This is a genomic window from Streptomyces morookaense, assembly GCF_013030945.1.
Lineage (GTDB): Bacteria > Actinomycetota > Actinomycetes > Streptomycetales > Streptomycetaceae > Streptomyces > Streptomyces morookaensis.
The window spans coordinates 76,077-96,403 of record NZ_JABBXF010000008.1 but is presented as its reverse complement, the minus strand read 5'-3'; the positions used below and the strand labels follow the sequence as shown (position 1 = coordinate 96,403).

17 protein-coding genes and 1 riboswitch are annotated in these 20,327 nt (G+C 73.8%); of the genes, 12 read left to right on the top strand and 5 right to left on the bottom strand.

Going from position 1 to position 20,327, the window contains the following annotated elements:
• Positions 1 to 17 precede the first annotated feature (17 nt).
• Together cbiE and cobM are read left to right on the top strand one after the other, a co-directional pair.
• Positions 18 to 1,262: a precorrin-6y C5,15-methyltransferase (decarboxylating) subunit CbiE gene (gene cbiE / locus HG542_RS05015; RefSeq protein ID WP_171078801.1), complete on the top strand. Its 1,245-nt coding sequence runs from the start codon at positions 18 to 20 to the stop codon at positions 1,260 to 1,262.
• Positions 1,259 to 2,011, top strand: a complete 753-nt coding sequence (gene cobM / locus HG542_RS05010; RefSeq protein WP_171078800.1) for a precorrin-4 C(11)-methyltransferase — start codon at positions 1,259 to 1,261, stop codon at positions 2,009 to 2,011. Before cbiE ends, cobM begins: the two co-directional genes overlap by 4 nt.
• 50 nt (positions 2,012 to 2,061) lie before the next feature.
• Here the strand turns inward: cobM and HG542_RS05005 are convergent, their stop codons facing one another.
• Complete coding sequence (locus tag HG542_RS05005) at positions 2,062 to 3,177, bottom strand: cobalt-precorrin-5B (C(1))-methyltransferase (RefSeq protein WP_171078799.1); 1,116 nt, start codon at positions 3,175 to 3,177, stop codon at positions 2,062 to 2,064.
• Positions 3,178 to 3,326: 149 nt separating this feature from the next.
• Between HG542_RS05005 and HG542_RS05000 the strand changes: the two genes are divergently transcribed.
• Positions 3,327 to 4,076: a cobalt-precorrin-6A reductase gene (locus tag HG542_RS05000; protein ID WP_229922617.1), complete on the top strand. Its 750-nt coding sequence runs from the start codon at positions 3,327 to 3,329 to the stop codon at positions 4,074 to 4,076.
• Between the two features lie 207 nt (positions 4,077 to 4,283).
• Here the strand turns inward: HG542_RS05000 and HG542_RS04995 are convergent, their stop codons facing one another.
• Genes HG542_RS04995 through cobG form a run of 3 tightly spaced genes read right to left on the bottom strand, consistent with a single transcriptional unit; the run spans position 4,284 to position 7,731 of the window.
• Entirely contained in the window at positions 4,284 to 5,792 is a 1,509-nt protein-coding gene (locus tag HG542_RS04995; RefSeq protein ID WP_171078797.1) for a precorrin-2 C(20)-methyltransferase, read from the bottom strand.
• Positions 5,789 to 6,442, bottom strand: a complete 654-nt coding sequence (locus HG542_RS04990; protein ID WP_171078796.1) for a precorrin-8X methylmutase — start codon at positions 6,440 to 6,442, stop codon at positions 5,789 to 5,791. Before HG542_RS04990 ends, HG542_RS04995 begins: the two co-directional genes overlap by 4 nt.
• Positions 6,439 to 7,731, bottom strand: a complete 1,293-nt coding sequence (gene cobG, locus HG542_RS04985) for a precorrin-3B synthase (RefSeq protein ID WP_229922616.1) — start codon at positions 7,729 to 7,731, stop codon at positions 6,439 to 6,441. The genes HG542_RS04990 and cobG overlap by 4 nt, the downstream gene beginning before the upstream one ends.
• A 125-nt stretch (positions 7,732 to 7,856) precedes the next feature.
• A riboswitch (cobalamin riboswitch) is annotated at positions 7,857 to 7,979 on the top strand.
• 35 nt (positions 7,980 to 8,014) lie between these two features.
• Between cobG and cobN the strand changes: the two genes are divergently transcribed.
• From cobN to HG542_RS04940, 9 genes are all read left to right on the top strand, one after another.
• The gene (gene cobN, locus HG542_RS04980) at positions 8,015 to 11,611 is read left to right on the top strand and encodes a cobaltochelatase subunit CobN (RefSeq protein ID WP_171078795.1); all 3,597 of its coding nucleotides are present in this window, start codon (positions 8,015 to 8,017) and stop codon (positions 11,609 to 11,611) included.
• A 94-nt stretch (positions 11,612 to 11,705) separates the two neighbouring features.
• Positions 11,706 to 12,362 carry a Crp/Fnr family transcriptional regulator gene (locus HG542_RS04975; RefSeq protein WP_171078794.1) on the top strand — a complete coding sequence of 219 codons (657 nt, stop codon included), beginning with the start codon at positions 11,706 to 11,708 and terminating at the stop codon, positions 12,360 to 12,362.
• Between the two features lie 111 nt (positions 12,363 to 12,473).
• The gene (locus HG542_RS04970) at positions 12,474 to 13,343 is read left to right on the top strand and encodes a hypothetical protein (RefSeq protein ID WP_171078793.1); all 870 of its coding nucleotides are present in this window, start codon (positions 12,474 to 12,476) and stop codon (positions 13,341 to 13,343) included.
• Complete coding sequence (locus tag HG542_RS04965) at positions 13,340 to 15,406, top strand: amino acid adenylation domain-containing protein (protein WP_171078792.1); 2,067 nt, start codon at positions 13,340 to 13,342, stop codon at positions 15,404 to 15,406. Before HG542_RS04970 ends, HG542_RS04965 begins: the two co-directional genes overlap by 4 nt.
• Positions 15,407 to 15,438: 32 nt before the next feature.
• A complete protein-coding gene (locus HG542_RS04960; RefSeq protein ID WP_171078791.1) occupies positions 15,439 to 16,287 on the top strand; it encodes a hypothetical protein in 849 nt (282 codons plus the stop codon).
• Complete coding sequence (locus HG542_RS04955) at positions 16,284 to 16,487, top strand: hypothetical protein (RefSeq protein ID WP_171078790.1); 204 nt, start codon at positions 16,284 to 16,286, stop codon at positions 16,485 to 16,487. Before HG542_RS04960 ends, HG542_RS04955 begins: the two co-directional genes overlap by 4 nt.
• Positions 16,484 to 17,143, top strand: a complete 660-nt coding sequence (locus HG542_RS04950; RefSeq protein ID WP_171078789.1) for a restriction endonuclease — start codon at positions 16,484 to 16,486, stop codon at positions 17,141 to 17,143. The genes HG542_RS04955 and HG542_RS04950 overlap by 4 nt, the downstream gene beginning before the upstream one ends.
• Positions 17,144 to 17,175: 32 nt before the next feature.
• On the top strand, positions 17,176 to 18,435 hold the full coding sequence (locus HG542_RS04945) for a VWA domain-containing protein (RefSeq protein ID WP_171078788.1): 1,260 nt from the start codon (positions 17,176 to 17,178) through the stop codon (positions 18,433 to 18,435).
• Positions 18,435 to 19,169 carry a hypothetical protein gene (locus HG542_RS04940; protein WP_171078787.1) on the top strand — a complete coding sequence of 245 codons (735 nt, stop codon included), beginning with the start codon at positions 18,435 to 18,437 and terminating at the stop codon, positions 19,167 to 19,169. Before HG542_RS04945 ends, HG542_RS04940 begins: the two co-directional genes overlap by 1 nt.
• A 68-nt stretch (positions 19,170 to 19,237) precedes the next feature.
• Here HG542_RS04940 and HG542_RS04935 read toward each other — a convergent pair whose 3' ends face one another.
• Positions 19,238 to 20,200: a trypsin-like serine peptidase gene (locus HG542_RS04935; RefSeq protein WP_229922615.1), complete on the bottom strand. Its 963-nt coding sequence runs from the start codon at positions 20,198 to 20,200 to the stop codon at positions 19,238 to 19,240.
• Between the last annotated feature and the right edge of the window lie 127 nt (positions 20,201 to 20,327).

The window sequence follows — 20,327 nt, the reverse complement described above, 5'->3', positions numbered from 1 at the left end:
ACCCGAGGTGAGCCCCCGTGAGCCAAGTCCCCGTCACCGTCGTGGGCATCGGCGCCGACGGCTGGCCGGGCCTGGCCGCCGCCTCGCAGGAAGCCCTGCTCCGGGCCGACGTGCTCGTCGGCGGCCCCCGCCAGCTCGATCTGCTGCCGCCCGGCTGCGCGGGCGAGCGGGTCGCCTGGCCCTCGCCGCTCCGCCCCGCCGTGCCGGGCCTGCTGGCCGCGCACGCCGGGCGGGAGGTGTGCGTGCTCGCCAGCGGCGACCCCATGTTCTTCGGCATCGGCCGCACCCTCGCCGAGATCGTCGGCGCCGAGCGGCTGCGCGTGCTGCCCCACCCCTCCTCCGTCTCCCTCGCCTGCGCCCGGCTCGGCCGGCCGCTGGAGGAGACCGAGGTGCTCAGCCTCGTCGGCCGCCCGATCGGCGCCCTCTCCGCCGCCCTGCACGAGGGCCGCCGGCTGCTCGTGCTCAGCGCCGGCGCCGGCACCCCCGCCGACGTCGCCGCGCTGCTGCGCGAACGCGGCTTCGGGCCGAGCCGGTTGACCGTGCTGGAGCAGCTCGGCGCCGCGTCCGAACGCCGCCTCGACGGAACCGCCGACGACTGGCCGCACCCGCCGGGCGATGCGCTCAACGTCATCGCGGTGGAATGCCGCCGTGCGCCCGGGGCACAACGGCTGCCGCTCACCCCCGGCCTGCCGGACGAAGCCTTCGAGCACGACGGGCAGTTGACGAAGCGTCATGTACGGGCCGTGACGCTCGCGGCGCTGGCCCCCGCCCCCGGCGAGCTGCTGTGGGACATAGGCGGCGGCTCGGGATCCATCGGCATCGAGTGGATGCGCGCCCACCGCACCTGCCGGGCCGTCACCGTGGAACGCGACCGCGTACGGGCCGCGCGCATCGCCCGCAACGCCGAGACGCTCGGCGTCCCGGCGCTGCGGGTCGTCACCGGCGCCGCCCCGGAAGCGCTCGCCGAACTGCCCGTGCCCGACGCGGTGTTCATAGGCGGCGGGCTCACCGCACCCGGGCTGCTGGAGGCCTGCTGGGACGCGCTCCCGCCCGGCGGAAGGCTGGTCGCCAACACCGTCACCCTCGAGTCCGAGGCGCTGCTGACCACGTGGTACCGGCGCCACGGCGGCGAGTTGACACGCATCGCCGTGTCCCGTGCCGTCCCCGTCGGGGGGTTCACCGGCTGGCGGCAGGCCATGCCGGTCACCCAGTGGTCGGTGGTCAAGTCCGCATCACCCGAACAAGGAGAGACCGACGCATGACCGTGTACTTCATCGGCGCCGGCCCCGGTGCCGCCGACCTGATCACGGTGCGCGGCGTGCGAACGCTGGCGCGGTGCGGGGTCTGCCTGTACGCGGGCAGCCTCGTGCCGCGCGAACTCCTCGCCGAGTGCCCGCCGGACGCCCGGCTCGTCGACACCGCCCGGCTCGATCTCGACCGGATCACCGAGGAGTTCGTCCGCGCCCACGAGGCCGGCCACGACGTGGCCCGGCTGCACTCCGGGGACCCGTCGGTCTTCAGCGCCGTGGCCGAGCAGATGCGGCGGCTGGACGCTGTGGGCATCCCGTACGAGATCGTCCCCGGCGTCCCGGCGTTCGCCGCCGCGGCGGCGGCCCTCGGCCGTGAACTGACCGTGCCGACCGTCGGCCAGACCGTCATCCTCACCCGCATCGCCCGCCGGGCCACCCCGATGCCGCCCGGCGAGGACCTCGCCACCCTCGGCCGCAGCGGCGCCCTGCTCGTCCTGCACCTCGCCGCCCGCTACGCCGACGAGGTCGTCGCCGAGTTGCTCCCGCACTACGGGCCCGACTGCCCGGCGGCCGTCGTCGCGATGGCCAGCCGGCCGGACGAACTGGTGCTGCGGGGGACCCTGTCGGGGATCGCGGACCAGGTGAAGGCCGCCGGTGTCCTGCGGACCGCGGTCATCATCGTCGGCCGCACGCTGGGTGCGGAGCAGTTCCCGGACAGTTACCTGTACTCGACGGACCGGGAGCGGTGCGGGCAGGACTGACGCCCCGTAAGGGGCGCTGGGGGGACCCCCAGAGGTGCCCCCAGCGCCCCTTACGGGGCGCGGCCCACGATCGTGCCGGCGCGGTCGATGCAGATGACGTCCACCGCGACCGGTGCACCCCGCAATACCGCCAACGCCTCGTCGCGGGCCGTGGCGGCGACGAGGTCGCCCAGCGGGATGCCGCGGGCCGCGCACTGCTGCAGGGCGTCCAGGCCCGTGTTGGCGGCGGCGACCGACTCCGCCAGGGCCTCGTCCGCACCGCCCCGGCGGGCGAGTTCGGCGAGGAAGCCCTTGTCGACCTGGGAGCGGGACGAATGCAGGTCCAGGTGACCGGCCGCCAGTTTGGACAGTTTCGCGAAGCCGCCCGCGATCGTGAGCCGGTCCACCGGGTGGCGCCGGATGTACTTGAGCACCGCGCCCGCGAAGTCGCCCATGTCCAGCAGCGCGTCCTCCGGCAGGCCGTGCACGGCCACCGCGACCTTCTCCGAGGTCGAGCCCGTACACCCCGCCACATGCCGGCGGCCCGCCGCGCGGGCGACGTCCACGCCGCGCCGGATGCTGTCGATCCAGGCCGAGCAGGAGTACGGCACGACGATGCCGGTCGTGCCGAGGATGGACAGCCCGCCCAGGATGCCCAGGCGCGGGTTCCAGGTGGAACGGGCGATCTCCTCGCCGTCGTCGACCGAGATCTCGATCTCGACGTCGCCGGTGCCGCCGTGCCGCTCCGCCACGGCCGCCACGTGCTCGCGCATCATCTGCCGGGGCACGGGGTTGATCGCGGGCTCGCCCACGGCCAGCGGCAGCCCGGGCCGGGTGACCGTGCCCACGCCGGGACCGGCCCGGAACACCACGCCCGAACCGGTCGGCAGAGCACGGACGGTGGCGCGCACCAGGGCGCCGTGCGTGACGTCCGGGTCGTCGCCGGCGTCCTTGACGACGGCCGCCATCGCCCGGCCCGCACTCTTCTCCTCCCTGGCGAGCGCGAACGCCGGCGTCTGCCCCTTGGGCAGGGTGATCGTCACGGGGTCGGGGAACTCCCCGGTGAGCAGCGCCGTGTACGCGGCCGTGGTGGCCGCGGTCGCACAGGCACCGGTCGTCCAGCCGTGCCGCAGCCCGGTGTGCTGCAGCTGCGCGGTGCGCCCGCCCTTTGCCTTGCCGTCAGCCACGGGGGCCTCCCGAGCCCCGGAGGGGCGCCGGGGGTACCCCCGGCGGTAGTTGGGGGAGGAACTGCGCGACCAGCCACAACCGGCCCGCACCGGACCGCTTACGCTGGGGCGCCGACCCAGCACCCACGGAAGGGCAAAGTGTGAACGGCGTGCGCCACGTCCTGATCCTCGGCGGTACCACCGAGGCGCGGCAACTCGCCGCCGAGCTGGTCGCAGACCCCACGCTGCGGGTCACCAGCTCGCTCGCCGGCCGCGTCGCCCGGCCCCGGCTGCCGGCGGGCGAGGTACGGATCGGAGGGTTCGGGGGACCGGAAGGCCTGGCCCGCTGGCTGCGCGAGCAGCAGGTGGACGCGCTCATCGACGCCACCCATCCTTTCGCCGGCACGATCAGTTTCAACGCGGCGCAGGCGGCCGCGGAGGTCCATGTTCCCCTGCTGGCCCTCCGCCGCCCCGGGTGGGTCGCGGGGCCGGGGGACGACTGGCACGACGCCGCCTCCCTGGAGGAGGCGGCCGATGCGCTGCCCGCGCTGGGGGAACGGGTGTTCCTGACCACGGGGCGGATGGGACTGGCGGCTTTTGCGCACCTCGAGGATATGTGGTTCCTCGTGCGCTCCGTGGACCCCCCGGAGGGTACGGTGCCGCCGCGGATGGAGGTGCTCCTGGACCGGGGCCCGTTCACGGTGGAGGGGGAGCGGGAGCTGCTGCGACGGCACCGGATCGATGTGCTGGTGACGAAGGACAGCGGGGCGGCGGCGACGGCCGCGAAGCTGGTGGCTGCGCGGGCGGCGGGGGTGCCGGTGGTCGTGGTGAGGCGGCCGCCGGTGCCGGCCGGGGTACCGGTGGCCACTGACGTGGCCGGGGCGGTGGGGTGGCTGCGCCCCGTCCCCAGCGCCCCGTAAGGGCGCGCCCCGTACCCAGCGCCCCGAAGAGGCGCGGGGAACTGCGCGACCAGCCACGGACTGCCCGCAGGTGACGCACCACCTTTCGGGTCCGGGGCGGAGCCCCGGGGACGTCGGCTGCGGGTGTGTCGTGGTTGCTCGCGCAGTTCCCCGCGCCCCTTACGGGGCGCACCCGTGACGGGGCGCCCACGGGGGGCGGAGCCCCGGCTATCGTTCGGGGTACCGCCTCGGGGTCCACACGATTTCCTCGCCGGAGGCGCCGGCGCCCCGCCGGACTGTCCGCGTCTGCGTCGACCCCACGATCAGAATCGTCCGCATGTCCACCTCCTCCGGCACCAGTTCGCCGAGGCGGACGATCCGTACGCTCTCCTCGGGGCCGCCCACGTCGCGCCCGAGGACCACCGGGGTCTCGGGCGCCCGGTGCTCCAGGAGGACGTCCCTGGCCTTGCCCACCTGCCAAGTCCGGCTGCGCGAACCGGGGTTGTACAGCGCCAGCACCAGGTCCGCGGCGGCCGCCGCGCGCAGGCGTTCCGCCACGACCTCCCACGGCTTGAGGCGGTCGGACAGCGAGACGACCGCGTAGTCGTGGCCCAGCGGGGCGCCCGCCCGGGACGCCGCCGCGTGGGCGGCCGTCATGCCGGGGACCACGCGCACCGGGACCTCGTGGTACGGACCCTCCGAGGCGACCTCCAGGACCGCGGTGGCCATGGCGAAGACGCCGGGGTCGCCGGAGGAGACGACCGCGACCCGGCGGCCCTGCCGGGCCAGGTCCAGGGCGAACTCGGCGCGTTCGGACTCCACCTTGTTGTCCGAGGCGTGCCGCTGCTGCCCGGGGCGCACCGGCACCCGATCCAGGTAGGTCGTGTAGCCGACCAGGTCCTCCGCGGCCGCCAGCGCGCCCCGCGCCTCCGGCGTCAGCCACAGCGGCCCCGCCGGGCCGAGCCCGACGACGGTGACCTCGCCCCGGCCGCCCCCGACAGGCTCAGCGCCCACGCGACTCGGCAGCACCGCCACCGAGAAGTACGGCACCGACTCCGGGTCCACGTCCGCGACCCGGCCCGTGCGCTCCCCGCTCATCGTCGCGCGCTCCACGTACCGCGCCTCCGCCAGGCGGCCCGAGCGCTCCAGCGCGCCCTTCACCGCGGGGAAGGTGCGGCCGAGCTTCATCACGACCGCCGAGTCGGTGGCGGCCAGGCGGGCCGTCAGCTCCTCCTCGGGCAGGGTGCCCGGAAGAATCGTCAGCACCTCCTCGCCCTCCACCAGCGGCTCGCCGAGCCGGGCCGCGGCCGCGCTCACCGAGGTGACGCCGGGGACGACCTCGGTCGGGTAGCGGTGGGCCAGCCGCTTGTGCATGTGCATGTACGAGCTGTAGAAGAGCGGGTCGCCCTCGGCGAGCACGGCCACGGTGCGCCCGGCGTCCAGATGCGCGGCCAGCCGCGCGGCGGCCTCCTCGTAGAACTCCTCCATCGCGCCCCGGTATCCGCCCGGGTGGTCGGTCGTCTCCGTGGTGACGGGGTAGACGAGCCGTTCCTCGATGTGGTCGGGGCGCAGGTGGCGTTCGGCGATGGTGCGCGCGATCGAGCGGCCGTGCCGGGCGCTGTGGTAGGCGACGACATCGGCGGCGGCGATGACCTCGACCGCCCGTACGGTCATCAGGGACGGGTCGCCGGGGCCGAGGCCCACTCCGTAGAGCCGTCCGGGCTTGTGCTCGCTCACTCTTCCTCGCTCGCTATCGCATTGATCGCGGCCGCGGCCATGGCACTGCCACCGCGCCGCCCCCGCACCACCAGGTACTCCAGCCCCAACTGGTTGTCCGCCAGCGCGTCCTTGGACTCGGCGGCACCGATGAAGCCGACGGGTATCCCCAGCACGGCCGCCGGGCGCGCTGCGCCCTCCGCGACCATCTCCAGCAGGCGGAACAGCGCGGTCGGCGCGTTGCCGACGGCCACCACCGCGCCGTCCAGCTTCCCGCGCCACAGCTCCAGGGCCGCGGCGCTGCGCGTGGTGCCCATGCGCCGGGCCAGTTCGGGCACCGACGGGTCGGCGAGGGTGCACAGCACCTCGTTGTCCGCGGGCAGCCGCTTGCGGGTGACCCCGCTGGCGACCATGTTGGCGTCGCACAGGATCGGCGCACCCGCGCGCAGCGCCTCGCGGGCGCGGGCCACGACCTGCGGGGACCAGGCCAGGTCGCGGACGAGATCGGTCATCCCGCACGCATGGATCATGCGCACGGCCACCTTGCTCACATCCGGCGGCAGTCCGCCGAGGTCGGCCTCGGCGCGGATGGTGGCGAAGGACTGGCGGTAGATGGACGCGCCGTCCTTGTCGTAGTCGAACACTGTGCCCTCGTCGCCCTCGTCGTTCATCGTGTGGTGGTACGGGCCGTCGCCACCGCGCCGGCCAGGTCTGCTGACGGCACCGTCACCGGTGCCGTCTCCGTCGCCCCGTCGCGTATGGCGATCCGGTAGCCGTCGTCCGTCGCCAGGACGTCCACCCACCGGCCGTCGGTGGGGTGGCCGCAGCGCCGCTCGCACCCGGACCAGTACACGGGCAGGGGCTGCCCGGACGCGGAGTGCGCGAGGCAGGCCGCCGCGTCCGCCCGTACGTCCGCACGGGACTTGGCGCATCCGGGACGGCCGGCGCACGCGCCCGCGCGGTGCCAGGCGGAGTCGGGGGACGTGACGAGTCCTGCTGCCGCGAGGGCCGCCAGGCGGGCGGGGGCCTCGTCGGAGGGGAGGCCGGGGACGACGATGCCGCGCCAGGGGGTCACCCGGAGCTCGCCCGTGCCGGCGGCGTCGGCCGTCTCGTGCAACAGCCGCCACTGACCGGTGCTCAGGCGGCCGAGCGGGGCCGTGACCGACAGCGCGGTCCGGCCGCCGGGGCCGGGGACGAGCCCGGGGGCCGTGGGGGCACCCGGCCGCGGAGTCCTCTCGGCCGGCTCGGCGGAGATGCCTTCGGCGATGAGCCGCTGTCCCAACTCGCCGAGGCGCGGCCGCTGTCCGGCGGGGAGTTCGGCGATGCGCCAGGCGGTGCTGCCGGTGCGGCGGCGTTCGTCCAGGAACCACTCGGCCGCGAGCACGGCCGCGCGCGGGGCGTGTGCGGCGGGGATGCGCAGGCAGGAGCCGGCCGCCGCGTAGGAGAGCAGGGCGTGTCCGTCGTCCGTTGCGATCAATGTCACATCGGGGGCGAGGGCGGCGATATCGCCGCGGCCGTCGTCCAGACCGAAGAGGAAACGTCCGGAAAGTTGAGTGATGTTCGGGTTCGTACAGAGGAGCCGGTCCAGTTCGCGGACCCAGGCCTGGACGTCGGCGGAGGCCGGGCCGTCGAGGCCGCAGAGGGGGGAGGCGGCCACGTTCCGTACCCGGTCGTGCTGTTCGGAGGGCAGCAGGCCCGCTTCGCGGAGGCGGTTGCCGAGTTCGGCGCCGCAGGCATCGGGGAGGCCGCGGAGCTGGATGTTGCCGCGGGAGGTGAGGTCGAGGTGCCCGTCGCCCAGTTCGTCGGACAGCCGTGCCAGGGCAGCTGCCTGACGGGACGTCAGGAGTCCGCCCGGCAGCCGGACGCGGGCCAGGGCGCCGTCGTCCGCGGTGTGCAGCCGGACCGCACCGGGGCAGCGGTCGTCGCCGGTGCGGGCAGGGGGAGCGGAGGGGGCGGGCATGGCGGCGAGCATACCCACGGCGGGGGGTGCTGACGCGGTGCCGGTCGGCTGCGGGCCGGTGGGGGTGCTCGCGCAGTTCCTGTGCCCCTTACGGGGCGCCCCCGTTCGCGGCGCGCCCCCGCTAGTATGACCACGCCAGCGACGGCGACAGAGGAGGAAGCCGGTGTGATTCCGGCACGGTCCCGCCACTGTGAGCGCGGCGGTGAGACGCCGGGCGAGTCAGGAACTCCCGCCGTCCACACGACCACCCGGGGCGCGGACCCCGAGGAAGGCCCGCCGCAGCATGCGCATCCTCCTCCTGTCGACGTCCGACACCGACCTGCTCAGCGCCCGCGCGGCCGACGGCCCGGTCACGTACCGGCTCGCCAACCCCGCACGGCTCGCGCTCGAAGAACTGCCCGCACTGCTGGAGGGCACCGACCTCGTCGTCGTACGGCTTCTCGGCGGTGTCCGCGCCTGGCAGGAAGGGCTGGACCTGCTGCTCGCGGGGGACCGGCCCGTGGTCGTCCTCACCGGTGAACAGGCGCCCGACGCCCAGCTGATGGAGCACTCGACCGTGCCCATCGGCATCGCCGCCGAGGCCCACGCCTACCTCGCCCATGGCGGGCCCGCCAACCTCGGCCAGCTCGCGCGGTTCCTGTCCGACACCGTGCTGCTCACCGGCCACGGCTTCGAACCGCCCGCCGCCGCCCCGTCCTGGGGCGAGCTGGAGCGCACCCCGAAGGCGGCGAACCCCGACGGCCCGCTCGTCGCCGTGCTCTACTACCGCGCCCACCACATGAGCGGCAACACCGCCTTCGTCGACGCCCTCTGCGGCGCCGTCGAGGACGCCGGCGGCCGGGCGCTGCCGCTGTACGTCGCCTCGCTGCGCGCCCCCGAGCCCGAACTCCTCGACGCCCTGCGCGCGGCCGACGCCGTCGTCACCACCGTGCTCGCCGCGGGCGGCACCCGGCCCGCCGACGCCTCGGCCGGCGGCGACGACGAATCCTGGGACGCCGGCGCCCTCGCCTCCCTGGACGTGCCCGTCCTGCAGGCCCTCTGCCTGACCGGGCCGCGCAGCGCGTGGGAGGAGAACGACGAGGGCCTCTCCCCGCTCGACTCCGCGACCCAGGTCGCCGTGCCGGAGTTCGACGGGCGCATCATCACCGTCCCGTTCTCCTTCAAGGAGGTCGACGAGGATGGCCTGCCCGCCTACGTCGCCGACCCCGAGCGCGCCGCCCGCGTCGCCGGCATCGCCGTGCGCCACGCCCGCCTGCGCCACATCCCGGCCGCCGAGAAGCGGATCGCCCTCGTGCTCTCCGCCTACCCCACCAAGCACTCGCGCATCGGCAACGCCGTCGGCCTCGACACCCCCGCCAGCGCCGTCGCCCTGCTGCGCCGACTGCGCGCGGAAGGCTACGACTTCGGTGACGAGGAGGTCCCGGGTCTCGCGTCCGGCGACGGCGACGAGCTCATCTACGCCCTCATCGAGGCCGGCGGCCACGACCAGGACTGGCTCACCGAGGAGCAGCTCGCCCGCAACCCCGTCCGCATCCCGGCCGCCGACTACAAGCGCTGGTACGACCGACTCCCGGCAGAACTGCGGGAGGCCGTCGAGGAGCACTGGGGCCCCGCGCCCGGCGAGATGTTCCTCGACCGCAGCCGCAACCCCGAGGGCGACATCGTGCTGGCCGCACTGCGCCGCGGCAACCTGCTGATCCTCATCCAGCCGCCGCGCGGCTTCGGCGAGAACCCCATTGCCATCTACCACGACCCCGACCTGCCGCCCTCGCACCACTACCTGGCCGCCTACCGCTGGATCGCGGCCTCCCGCGAGGACGGCGGCTTCGGCGCCGACGCGATGGTGCACCTCGGCAAGCACGGCAACCTGGAGTGGCTGCCCGGCAAGAACGCCGGCCTCTCAGCCGCCTGCGGACCCGACGCCGCCCTCGGCGACCTGCCGCTCGTCTACCCCTTCCTCGTCAACGACCCCGGCGAGGGCACCCAGGCCAAGCGCCGCGCCCACGCCACCCTCGTCGACCACCTCGTGCCGCCCATGGCCCGCGCCGAGTCCTACGGCGACATCGCGCGCCTGGAACAACTTCTGGACGAATACGCCCAGATCTCCTCCATGGACCCGGCCAAGCTCCCGGCCATCCGCGCCCAGATCTGGACCCTGATCCAGGCCGCCCGGCTCGACCACGACCTCGGCATGGAGGAGCGCCCCGGGGACGACGGCTTCGACGACTTCCTGCTGCACGTCGACGGCTGGCTGTGCGAGGTCAAGGACGCCCAGATCCGCGACGGCCTGCACGTCCTGGGCAGCGCCCCCACCGGCCCCGAGCGCGTCAACCTGGTCCTGTCCATCCTGCGCGCCCGCCAGATCTGGGGCGGCACGGCGGCCCTGCCGGGCCTGCGCGAGGCGCTCGGACTCGACGAGTCCGCGGCGACGCGGACGGGCGCGGACGAGGCGGAGGCGCAGGCGCGCGCGTTGGTGGAGGCGATGGAGGACGCGGGCTGGGACCCGGCGGCCGTGCCGGCCGGACACGGTGAACAGGTGGCCGCCGTCCTGGACTTCGCGGCTCGCGAGGTGGTCCCGCGGCTGGCGGCGACAACCGCCGAACTCGACCACGCCGTCCACGCGCTGAACGGCGGTTTCGTCCCCGCAGGCCCGTCGGGGTCCCCCCTGCGCGGCCTGGTCAACGTCCTGCCGACCGGCCGCAACTTCTACTCCGTCGACCCCAAGGCCGTCCCCAGCCGTCTCGCGTGGGAGACCGGACAGGCCCTCGCCGACTCCCTGCTGGAGCGCTACCGCACCGACAACGGCGACTGGCCGATGTCGGTCGGCCTGTCCCTGTGGGGAACGAGCGCCATGCGCACCGCCGGTGACGACATCGCCGAGGCTCTCGCCCTGCTGGGCGTCCGGCCGGTGTGGGACGACGCGTCGCGCCGTGTGACGGGCCTGGAGCCCGTCCCGCTCGACGAGCTGGGGCGTCCCCGCATCGACGTCACCCTCCGCATCAGCGGCTTCTTCCGCGACGCCTTCCCGCACGTCGTCGGCCTGCTCGACGACGCGGTACGGCTGGCCGCCTCGCTGGACGAGCCCGAAGGGCGGAACTTCGTCCGCGCCCACGCCCAGGCCGACCTCGCCGAGCACGGCGACGAACGCCGCGCCACCACAAGGATCTTCGGCTCCCGGCCGGGCACCTACGGCGCCGGGCTGCTCCAGCTCATCGACAGCCGCGACTGGCGCACCGACGCCGACCTCGCCGAGGTCTACACGACCTGGGGCGGCTACGCCTACGGCCGCGGTCTCGAAGGCCGCCCGGCCCGGGCGGAGATGGAGAGCGCGTACAAGCGCATCGCGGTCGCCGCCAAGAACACGGACACGCGCGAGCACGACATCGCCGACTCCGACGACTACTTCCAGTACCACGGCGGCATGGTGGCCACGGTCAAGGCGCTCAGGGGCACCGCCCCCGAGGCCTACATCGGCGACTCCACCCGCCCGGAGACGGTCCGCACCCGCACCCTCGTCGAGGAGACGTCCCGCGTCTTCCGCGCCCGCGTGGTCAACCCCCGCTGGATCGAGGCCATGCGCCGCCACGGCTACAAGGGCGCCTTCGAACTCGCCGCCACCGTGGACTACTTGTTCGGCTACGACGCCACCACGGGTGTCGTGCCCGACTGGATGTACGACAAGCTCGCCCAGACGTACGTCCTCGACCCGGAGAACCGAGCCTTCCTCCAGGAGGCCAACCCCTGGGCCCTGCACGGCATCGCGGAGCGGCTGCTGGAGGCCGAGAGCCGGGGGATGTGGGCCAAGCCGGACCCGCAGACCCTCGCGGGTCTGCGGGAGGCGTTCCTGGAGACGGAGGGGGACCTCGAAGAGGGTTCGTGACCGGTGTGGTTGCTCGCGCAGTTCCCCGCGCCCCTGACGGGGGCGCGAGCAACCACGACGAGCCCGCAGTCGACGCACTCTAGAGTGCTGCCCCATGGAGGTACTGGGGGTTGCGCTCGCACAGTTGACGGGGGACGTGCTGTGGCGGGCTCTCGTCGGCGAGGGTTCGTTGCGCCGGCACCGAGCCGGGGACGTGCTGCTGAGGCAGGGCGACCCCGGTACCCACGTCCTGGCCGTCGTCGAGGGCGTGGTTAAGGTCGAGCGCACCGAGCGGGACGGACGGAGGCGGGTGCTGGCCTTCCGCGGCGCGTCCGACGTGGTCGGCGAGGCGGCGGTGCTGGAGGACGGCGAGGCCCGGCTGGCCTCCGTATCGGCCATCTCCGGCTGCACGGTGTCCGTCATCACCAAGAACCGCTTCACGCGCTTCGTGGACGAGCACGGATTGTCCACGACCCTGACCCGGCACGCCCTGACCCGCCTGCGCGAGGCCGACCGGGCCCGGGCCTGCTACGGCGGCTCGCGCGAGCGCATGGCCGAGGCACTGCTCGCATTGGCCGCCGCCGCGGGCGACAGTGTGCCCGAACTGGCCGTCACCAGGGAGGACCTGGCCCTGTATCTGGGGGTCTCCCGCAACACGGTCAGCGTCCGGCTGCGGGAGATCGGCTCCGGCATCGTCAGCGCGGAGCGCAAGAGCATCGTCATCCACGATCCGGCCGGCCTGCGGGCGGTGGCGAGCGGCCACGACCGCTGACCGCGTGACGACCGTCACGTGCACTGTGCACGCGCAGTGCACTCCGCAGACCTCTGCCGCAGCAGCCTTGAGGGCGCCCGACAAGGCCCTTGAGCAGCAGAGGAGTTGCCCGTGTCCGAGAATGTCACGTCCCATCCCACCCCCGCGCCGTGGAGCGTCAGCCGTGACCTGCCGCCCTACCGCGGCATCCTCGCCGTGGACGCCAAGGACTTCACCGGACGGCCTGCCGTCGAGCACGTCGCTCTCACCACGATCATCCCCGAACTCCTCGGCCAGGCCTTCGAGCGGGCCGGGCTCGGGCAGGTCTGGCAGGACCGGAAGTTCGCGAACAACACCGGCGACGGCTACGTCCTCGGCTTCGACCCCGTGGTCCTGCCGCGGATCATCCATCCCTTCCTGGCCGAACTCCAGGAACTCCTCACCGACTACAACATCCACGCCACCGGCACCCGGCGCCTGCGCCTCCGTGCCAGCCTGCATGTGGGCCCGCTGCCGGACTCCGGTGCCCCCGGCGACGGCAACGGCACCCCGCGCAACGACACCCACCGGCTGCTGGACTCCCGCCCGGTCCGGGCCATGCTCGCCGCGTCGAGCGAGAGCATCACCCAGGTCGCCGCGATCCTCTCCCACCGGGTCTTCGAGGACGCCGTGCTGTCGGGCTACACCCGCCGCCATCCCGACCACTTCCTCGAGGTACCGGCCACGGTGGAGGGCAAGGACTTCCGCCAACTGGCGTGGCTCTACGTGCCCACGCCCTCCGGCAGCCTCTACGACCGGCGGATCCTGGGCGAGGCCGGGCCCGGCGCGCCCGCGCCCGCGCCGGCTCCCGACAAGCGGGGCGCCGAACCGGAGCCGGAGCCTCGCCGGCAGGGCAACACGATCAACAGCCACAACAACCGTGGCTTCTTCAACACCGGTGACGTACAGGGCGGTCAGCACGCCCACTTCGGGCGGGACGCGGGCGACGAGGCGGGCCGATGACCACGACGGCCGAGGCCGAGCAGACGCAGGCGGACCGCGACTTCGTCCAGCGTTACACCAACATTCACATCTGGAATCGCGGATTCGTCAGCGTCGCGGACCTGGTGCAGGGCGGACAGCACCTCGGAACGGGCGGCGACGGCCTCACGGCCGGAGTGTTCGCGCAGACGGAGTCGGTCGAGCTGCGGGAAGGCCCCATCTCCGCAGAGCAGACGGCACTGGCCATGAAGGGCTTCGCCGAACCGCCCTGGTTCGCCGCGGCCGTGGAGAGGCTGGACAGCCGCGTGGTCTTCCTCGTCGGCGAGGAGGGAACCGGACGGCGGACCGGAGCGCTCAACCTCCTGCAGAGGTACACCAGAAGCTTCGACCTGCGCGCTGTCGAGGCCGACGCGGACCTGACCGGGTGGGACGCCGGGAGCACGCAGGCCCGTGGCTACCTTGTCGACGGCCTTCTGGAAACGAGAGTCACCGGCCTGGACGCCATTGCTCTGGACAGGCTGAAGGCCGAACTCCGGCGCGCCGACGCCTGCATGGTCATCGTCGTCCGGACGACGCCGGGCATCCTCGCCCACGTCGGCGACCGACTCCACACCGAGCCCGTACGCGTCGTGCCGCCGCCCTCGCGCATGGTCTTCGATGCGTGGCTCGCTGCGACCCTCCCCGGCCCCGGCCAGGCCGAGGCGGCTCTCGCCGCCCTGCCGGACGGGCTGTTGGACGAGATCCTCAAGCCTCATCTGGCCCCCGCCCAGGTCGTCGAGATCGTCACCGAAGTCGTCCGGACCGCACAGGGCGAGACACGTGCCGGCAGTCTGCGGGAACGCCTGAGTTTCAACGCGGCCGAACGGGCACCGCAGTTGCTCGGTGCGGTCCGGGGGCGTCCGGAGGACCTTGCCCTGCTGCTGTCGACGTGTGTCTTCGAGCACTTTGACCAAGCGATCGTCGAGGAGGAGGCGGAACGTCTGCTGGCGCTCGCCGCAGGTCGGCTGCACGCGAGCGGCTGGGACCCCGAGCCCGACCTGCCGTCCGCCGCAGGCGGTTTCGCGTTCGCGCGGACACAGCGGGAACGCCTGACGGCCATCGAGGCCTACCGGGCACGCGAGCACGTGCGCAGCACGTCGACGTACAGCTATGTCACCGAGCCTGTGGTCTTCGTCCGCCACCTGCAGGGCCGGGCCCTCCTGGAGCACGTCTGGCGCGAATACCGGGAGGCGAGCGGCCTGCTGGTCGAATGGCTCCGGCAGACACCGGCCGCGGACGGCCGTGCCGACCGTGCAGGATTCATCCTGGGGCAGTTCGCACAGTGGAGCTCAGGCCACCGGGCGCTCGAACCCGCCGAGGAGCTCGCACGATCCGCAAAGCCGGGCGACTGGCGGATGGCGGCCCGTGCGCTGGGCGCCGCTTCGACCCACCCCGTACTCGCCACCGCCATCAAGGCCCGGCTGCGCGGCTGGAGCCGCAGCCCCGTCGTGGCCCGGCGCTGCACCGTCGCCCTGGCCTGTGCCACCGAATTCGGCCTGGCGCGGCCCGAGACCGCGCTGCGACTCCTGCACGCCGTCCTCACCGGGGCAGGTGAGGAGTCCTCCGCCGTCGAAACCGCCGTCCGCAGCGCGCTGGTGGCCCTCTTCGCCGAAGAGGCGAACCGCACCCGGTTGATCACCACTCTCCTCCAGTGGTCGCGCTCGCAGAGCACCGCCGAACGCCGCGCGGCCAGTGCCACCGTCGCCCAACTGCTGCGCGCTGCCGCGCCATCCGGGGAAGCCGGGGAGTGGTGGACCCGCCACCTGCTCTCCGACAGCACACAGTCTCCGGGTCTGGAGCTCATCCGCACCGCCCTCATGGAGCCCGCCGCCTTCGAGACCGCCCGCGCAGCGCTCCTGGACTGGCAGCGGCGCGCCGGCACGGACCCGCAGCGTGCCCGCGTCGTGGAGCACCTCACCGACCGGCTCGCGCCGCACCTGCGCGGCGGGGTCCTCCGCCTCTTCGCCGACCTCGAGCGGGCACAGCCGGCACCCGGCAGCCGCAGAGCGGCCCGGGCCCTGGCCGACTGGCGCGCCTCCTTGTAGCGACCGTAGCGACCGACAGAGAAAGGCCGACCATGGCCACCATCACCTACCTCCCTGCACCCGCAGATGCCGCAGGCCAGTTGTGGACCCGGGCGTCGCACGGCCCCCTCCGCGAGCTCCTGCGCTTCCGGCTCTCGCGCCGCCGGCACACCGCCCTGGTCCTGACCGACGGTGAGCACCGCGCCGTGTCCGAACCCGGCGGCCGCATCCCGCTGCTGAAGACCGTCTTCGGCGGCTACACCGAGGCCTACCTGGTCGACACCGCGCCCCGGACCGGCAGCTGGCAGATGCCCGTCGGCACCGACCCCGTCGCCCTGGAGATCGCCTGGTGGGTGGCCGACCCCGCTCGCGCCGTCGTCACCGGCCACCGCCCGGCGGACCCCTGGGGAGCCGTCAGGCATCACCTGGACCGTCTGATCGAGGACACGGTCATGCGCGGCGGCGCCACCGGGCAGGACCTCACTCCGCAGTACGTGCTCGAACTGCTTGCCCAGCCGCGGGTGCTGGAGGATTCGGGCCTGGCCTGCTGCGCCGCAGGCACCCAGAGCGCCGATGTCTTCGCCGGAACCGGCGCGGACCGGGACGCCCCGCCCCTGCTGTGGTCGCCGCAGCGCCGCGAGGAGTACGAGTTCTACCTCCAGGCCGTCCGCACCGGCCCCGACGCCCTGGCCGCCCTGTGGCTCCTGCGCCACCCGGACGAAGTGCGCCAGGTCCTGGAATGGGTGACCGCCCACCCTCGCCCCGCTCCGCACGGAGGCGGGCACGACGCGACCGTCCTGGCCCTTCTCGAACAGCTCTCCGAGGAGGAGCGCGCGCAGCTGGCCAAGGCCACAGCCGAACGCGTCCGGGCGATGACGGCACCGGAAGGAGACATGGGATGAACAAGGACGGCTACTACTACCGCCGGGGCCACTGGGTCCGCGTCCCCAGCGGTCCGCCGCAGCGCCGGCCGGGCGGCGCCTGGATCGCGCTGGCCGTCGCGGCCGTCGTGGGCTGGGGGCTGCTCAACGGCGGTACGGAGGACGGAACCCCGCACGCCCCGGCCCCGCAGCCGTCCGCCCCTGCGACGGCGTCGCCATGACCGGCCGCCTGTGGCGGATACGCCCCCGCCTGCCCCGCACCGGTACCGAGACCACTGCGGCGCTTGTCGCTCTCGTCTTCCTCGCCTTCATCGTCCGCCGGACGGCGAGCATCGTCGCGGAATCGGGGCCGGGCGTCTGGCTGTTGCTGCTCTGCGGTGTCGGCTGCTGCGGTCTGGCCGTGGCCGTCCGCAGGTCCCGCCGCCGTGCGACCGACCGGGAGCGGGCAGGCCGGCTCGGCCGGTTGCGGCTGCCGCTGGCCGTCATCGACGCCCTGACGCCGACGGAGTTCGAGCTGGCCGTCCGGGACTTGATGATCCGTGACGGGATCAGCGCCCGGCACGTCGGCCGTCAGGGCGACCAGGCCGCCGATGTCATCGGCAGCGATTCCGCAGGGCGGGTGATCGTCGCACAGTGCAAGCACACCACGCGCGGCGGGCGGGTCGGTTCGCACGTGTTGTACGAGGTGAAGGGCACCGCCACACCCGTGCACGGTGCCGACGTCGCCGTCGTGGTGACCAACGGGGGCCTCACACGCGACGCCAGGGAATGGGGCGACCGGCACGGCGTGCACTGGATCGACCGCGACCGGCTGCGGGCCTGGGCCGAACACGGGAGTTCCCTGCAGGAGGTGCTGGGGGCCGCGCACCCGTTTTGAGTGCGCCCGCCGCCCGCCCCTAGGATCCTCGGATGATCATCACAAGACGGCTCGCGGCGGGTGCGTGTGCCCTGCTCGCCGCCCTGGCCGGGGGCGTGGTGCCGGCGCACGCCGCCGACGGGCCCCCGAAGGACTCACCGAAGGTCGAGCTGGTCCTCGATGTCAGCGGCTCGATGAGCACGCGTGACATCGACGGCGGTTCCCGCATGTCCGCCGCGCAGCAGGCGTTCGACGACGTCATCGACGCGCTGCCGGACGGCGTGCGGCTCGGTATCCGGACCCTCGGTGCCACCTACCCCGGTGACGACAAGGAGATCGGCTGCAAGGACAGCAAGCAGCTCTACCCCGTCGGCAAGGTGGACAAGACGGAGGCCAAGACGGCCGTCGCCACCCTGCGGCCGACCGGATGGACGCCCATCAGCCTCGCGCTGCGCGGCGCCGACCAGGACCTCGGCACCGACGGCGGCACCCGCCGCATCGTCCTCATCACCGACGGCGAGGACACCTGCGGCCAGCCCGACCCCTGCGAGGTGGCCCGTGAACTGGCCGCCAAGGGGAACCACTTGACCGTTGACACCCTCGGCCTGGCCCACGACGACAAGACGCGTGAGCAGCTGAGCTGCATCGCCGAGGCCACCGGCGGCACGTACACCACGGTGCGCCACCGCAAGGAGCTCACCGGCCGCGTCAAGCAGCTCGTCCGCCGGTCCGAGACCCCTGTCGAGACCGTCAAGCCCGTCCAGGGCGCCAACGAGTGCGCCACCGCGCCCGAGCTCGGCGCCGGTGTCTTCGCCGACCGCGAGCAGTTCGCCGAGCACCGCTGGTACCGCGTGAAGGTGAAGTCCGGTCAGGAGCTGCGGGCCTCGGCCAGTGTGGCGGCGGACCGGCAGGTCGACCGGGACTACGGCGTGCTGCTGAGAGCCGTCGGGGAGGACGGGCAGGAGCTCGTCCGGGGATCCGACGCCGGTAGCGGCCGTACCGATGTGATGGCCACAGGTCTGCGCTACGCGACGGGCAAGGCGAAGAAGAACGGTGACCAGGGCGCCAGGACGGTCTGCCTGGAGGTCTCCAACTCCTTCTCGGCGCCGCCCTCCGTCAAGCGTGACCCGGGCCTGCCCGTCGAACTCGCCGTGGATCTGGTGAAGTCCCCCGACAACCCCTCCGACCTGGCCGCCTTCGGCCTGGGCCGGGGCTGGATCCTGCTGGCCGTGCTCGGCGTCACCGGTCTGCTCGCCGGACTGCTGTGGGGCTGGCTGGCCCGCTGGCGCGTCGCGGTGTGGAGGGAGAACTGATGACTCGGCAGATCTTCGGGCGCATGCGGCGGACTGCGGCCGCCGCGCTGGTCGCCGGAGCGGCACTGTGCACCGCTGCCCCGGCCGCCGTCGCCGACGACGGTGCGCCGTCCGAGGCCGGTACGTCCTTCCGTACCGCCACGCCCGTCAAGCCGGGCGTGAAGGCCACGGCCCAGGGCACCACCGGCGACTATCTCTACTGGCAGTTCCCCGCCGGGGCCGGCCAGCAGGTCACGGCCACCGCGACCGTGACACTGCCGGAGGCGTCCGTGCGGACCGGCGCGGCCACCTGGCAGCTCGACGTCTTCGACGGACTGCGCCGCCGCCAGGCCTGCGCCTCCGGCGAACCGACGAAGCGCGCGCAGCGCCAGGACGCCACGGTGACCCTGACCTGCACGCTGCGGACCGTACGGCCGTGGGCCGAGCGCTGGTCCAACGACCCGCTGCCCGGCGCCTACTACGTGCGGCTCACGGTCGGCGACGCGCCCGCCCCGGACATGGGTACGCCCGTGCGCGCCGAGCTCCAGGCGACCGCGAAGGACGCCGGGGGAGCCGAGGCCGGGGGCGGTGAGCTGGGTGCACCGCTGCACGCCGCGGCCGTGGCCGAGCCCGACGGCGGCTGGAACGGCAGCTGGTGGTCGGACCGCTGGGCGTGGACCGTCGGCGGTGCCGTCCTCGCCGCGCTCGCGGCCGTCGGCGGCTACACGCTGACGCGCCACCCGCACCGGCGCTGAGGGCGTCAGGCTGTGAGGGGGTGAGGGGCAGTGCCGGTGCGGCACTGCCCCTCACCTCTTTCACGGCGTCACGCGTGAGCCGGCGGTGCGCCGTCGACCGCGTCCAGGTACAGGTCGAGCAGCGCGTCGTCGAAGTACGAGCTGTAGGAGATGTCCGGGGTGTCACCGCCGGTGTGGTACCCGCCGATGACCCCGATCAGCTCGTAGCCCCAGGAGCCCCGCACCAGGAATGGGCCGCCCGACGTGCCGCCGACGTACCCCGCGCACGCGATCTCCAGGAAGTCGCCCGGCGCGGCCGGGTCGGTGCTGGTGTAACGGTGCGTCGAGGAACGGCAGTCGAGGGGTTTGGGGTACTTCGCATCGCTGCTTCCCGGGTATCCGATCAGCCGGACGTCCTCGTGCCGGTACCCGGGGTGGAAGGAGAGGTCGAACCCGCCGACGGCCTCCTGCACGTCCTCGCCGTCCTCGCGCTCCCCGAGCCGCACGACCGCGAAGTCCCAGCGCGCACCGCCGTTCGTGCCGAGGTCGTAGTAGCGCTGGTCGATGTAGATGAGCTCGACCGGGAAGATGCCGTGCGGCTTGAGGCCGTCGTGGTACTGCGGCACGAACGAGAAGTGCTTCTTGGGATCGGGCGAGCGCAGGCAGTGGGCGGCGCTCACGACCAGGTCGCGGTGCGGACTGCGCACCACGGTGCCGCCGCAGAACCGGCCGGTGTTGTGGCCGTCCGTCCAGAAGAACGTGCCCACTTGCGGAATCCCGTTGAAGGGGTGGCTGGGCGGTACCGGCTCCGCGGCGCCGGTGCCGGTGTGCTCCGCGCGGCGCCCGTCGAGGGCGGGGAGGGCGGCCTCCATGCGCTCGGCCGTCCAGTAGTCGCCGGCCGCGCGGGCGGCCGCACGCGTGTGCGGCGCCCCGCCGGTGGTCTGCGCGGCCGGGGCGGCCTGCGCGGCCGGGGCGAACGGGGCCGTCAGCAGCAGGCCGAGGAACAGCGCGGTGAAGCCGCGTATGGCCATGGGTCTTCCGGTGCGTCTCATGAACGGTTTCCTCCCTGGTGCGAGGACAGTCGGATGAGGCGAGCGTGCCATCGTCCTACGCGGGGGAGGCGGGTGACGAGAGCCCGGCACGACAGGATTCACCGGGACGCCGCACAGGGCCTGTCCG

What these genes read in the sequence shown, in the direction of transcription:
- HG542_RS04955 (WP_171078790.1), top strand. Translation starts at nt 16,284, where the DNA reads ATGAACAAGGACGGCTACTACTACCGCCGGGGCCACTGGGTCCGCGTC.
- HG542_RS04940 (WP_171078787.1), top strand. Translation starts at nt 18,435, where the DNA reads ATGACTCGGCAGATCTTCGGGCGCATGCGGCGGACTGCGGCCGCCGCG.
- HG542_RS04950 (WP_171078789.1), top strand. Translation starts at nt 16,484, where the DNA reads ATGACCGGCCGCCTGTGGCGGATACGCCCCCGCCTGCCCCGCACCGGT.
- HG542_RS04990 (WP_171078796.1), bottom strand. Translation starts at nt 6,442, where the DNA reads ATGAACGACGAGGGCGACGAGGGCACAGTGTTCGACTACGACAAGGAC.
- HG542_RS04960 (WP_171078791.1), top strand. Translation starts at nt 15,439, where the DNA reads ATGGCCACCATCACCTACCTCCCTGCACCCGCAGATGCCGCAGGCCAG.
- cobM (WP_171078800.1), top strand. Translation starts at nt 1,259, where the DNA reads ATGACCGTGTACTTCATCGGCGCCGGCCCCGGTGCCGCCGACCTGATC.
- cobG (WP_229922616.1), bottom strand. Translation starts at nt 7,731, where the DNA reads ATGCCCGCCCCCTCCGCTCCCCCTGCCCGCACCGGCGACGACCGCTGC.
- HG542_RS04935 (WP_229922615.1), bottom strand. Translation starts at nt 20,200, where the DNA reads ATGAGACGCACCGGAAGACCCATGGCCATACGCGGCTTCACCGCGCTG.
- HG542_RS04945 (WP_171078788.1), top strand. Translation starts at nt 17,176, where the DNA reads ATGATCATCACAAGACGGCTCGCGGCGGGTGCGTGTGCCCTGCTCGCC.
- cobN (WP_171078795.1), top strand. Translation starts at nt 8,015, where the DNA reads ATGCGCATCCTCCTCCTGTCGACGTCCGACACCGACCTGCTCAGCGCC.
- HG542_RS04965 (WP_171078792.1), top strand. Translation starts at nt 13,340, where the DNA reads ATGACCACGACGGCCGAGGCCGAGCAGACGCAGGCGGACCGCGACTTC.
- HG542_RS04975 (WP_171078794.1), top strand. Translation starts at nt 11,706, where the DNA reads ATGGAGGTACTGGGGGTTGCGCTCGCACAGTTGACGGGGGACGTGCTG.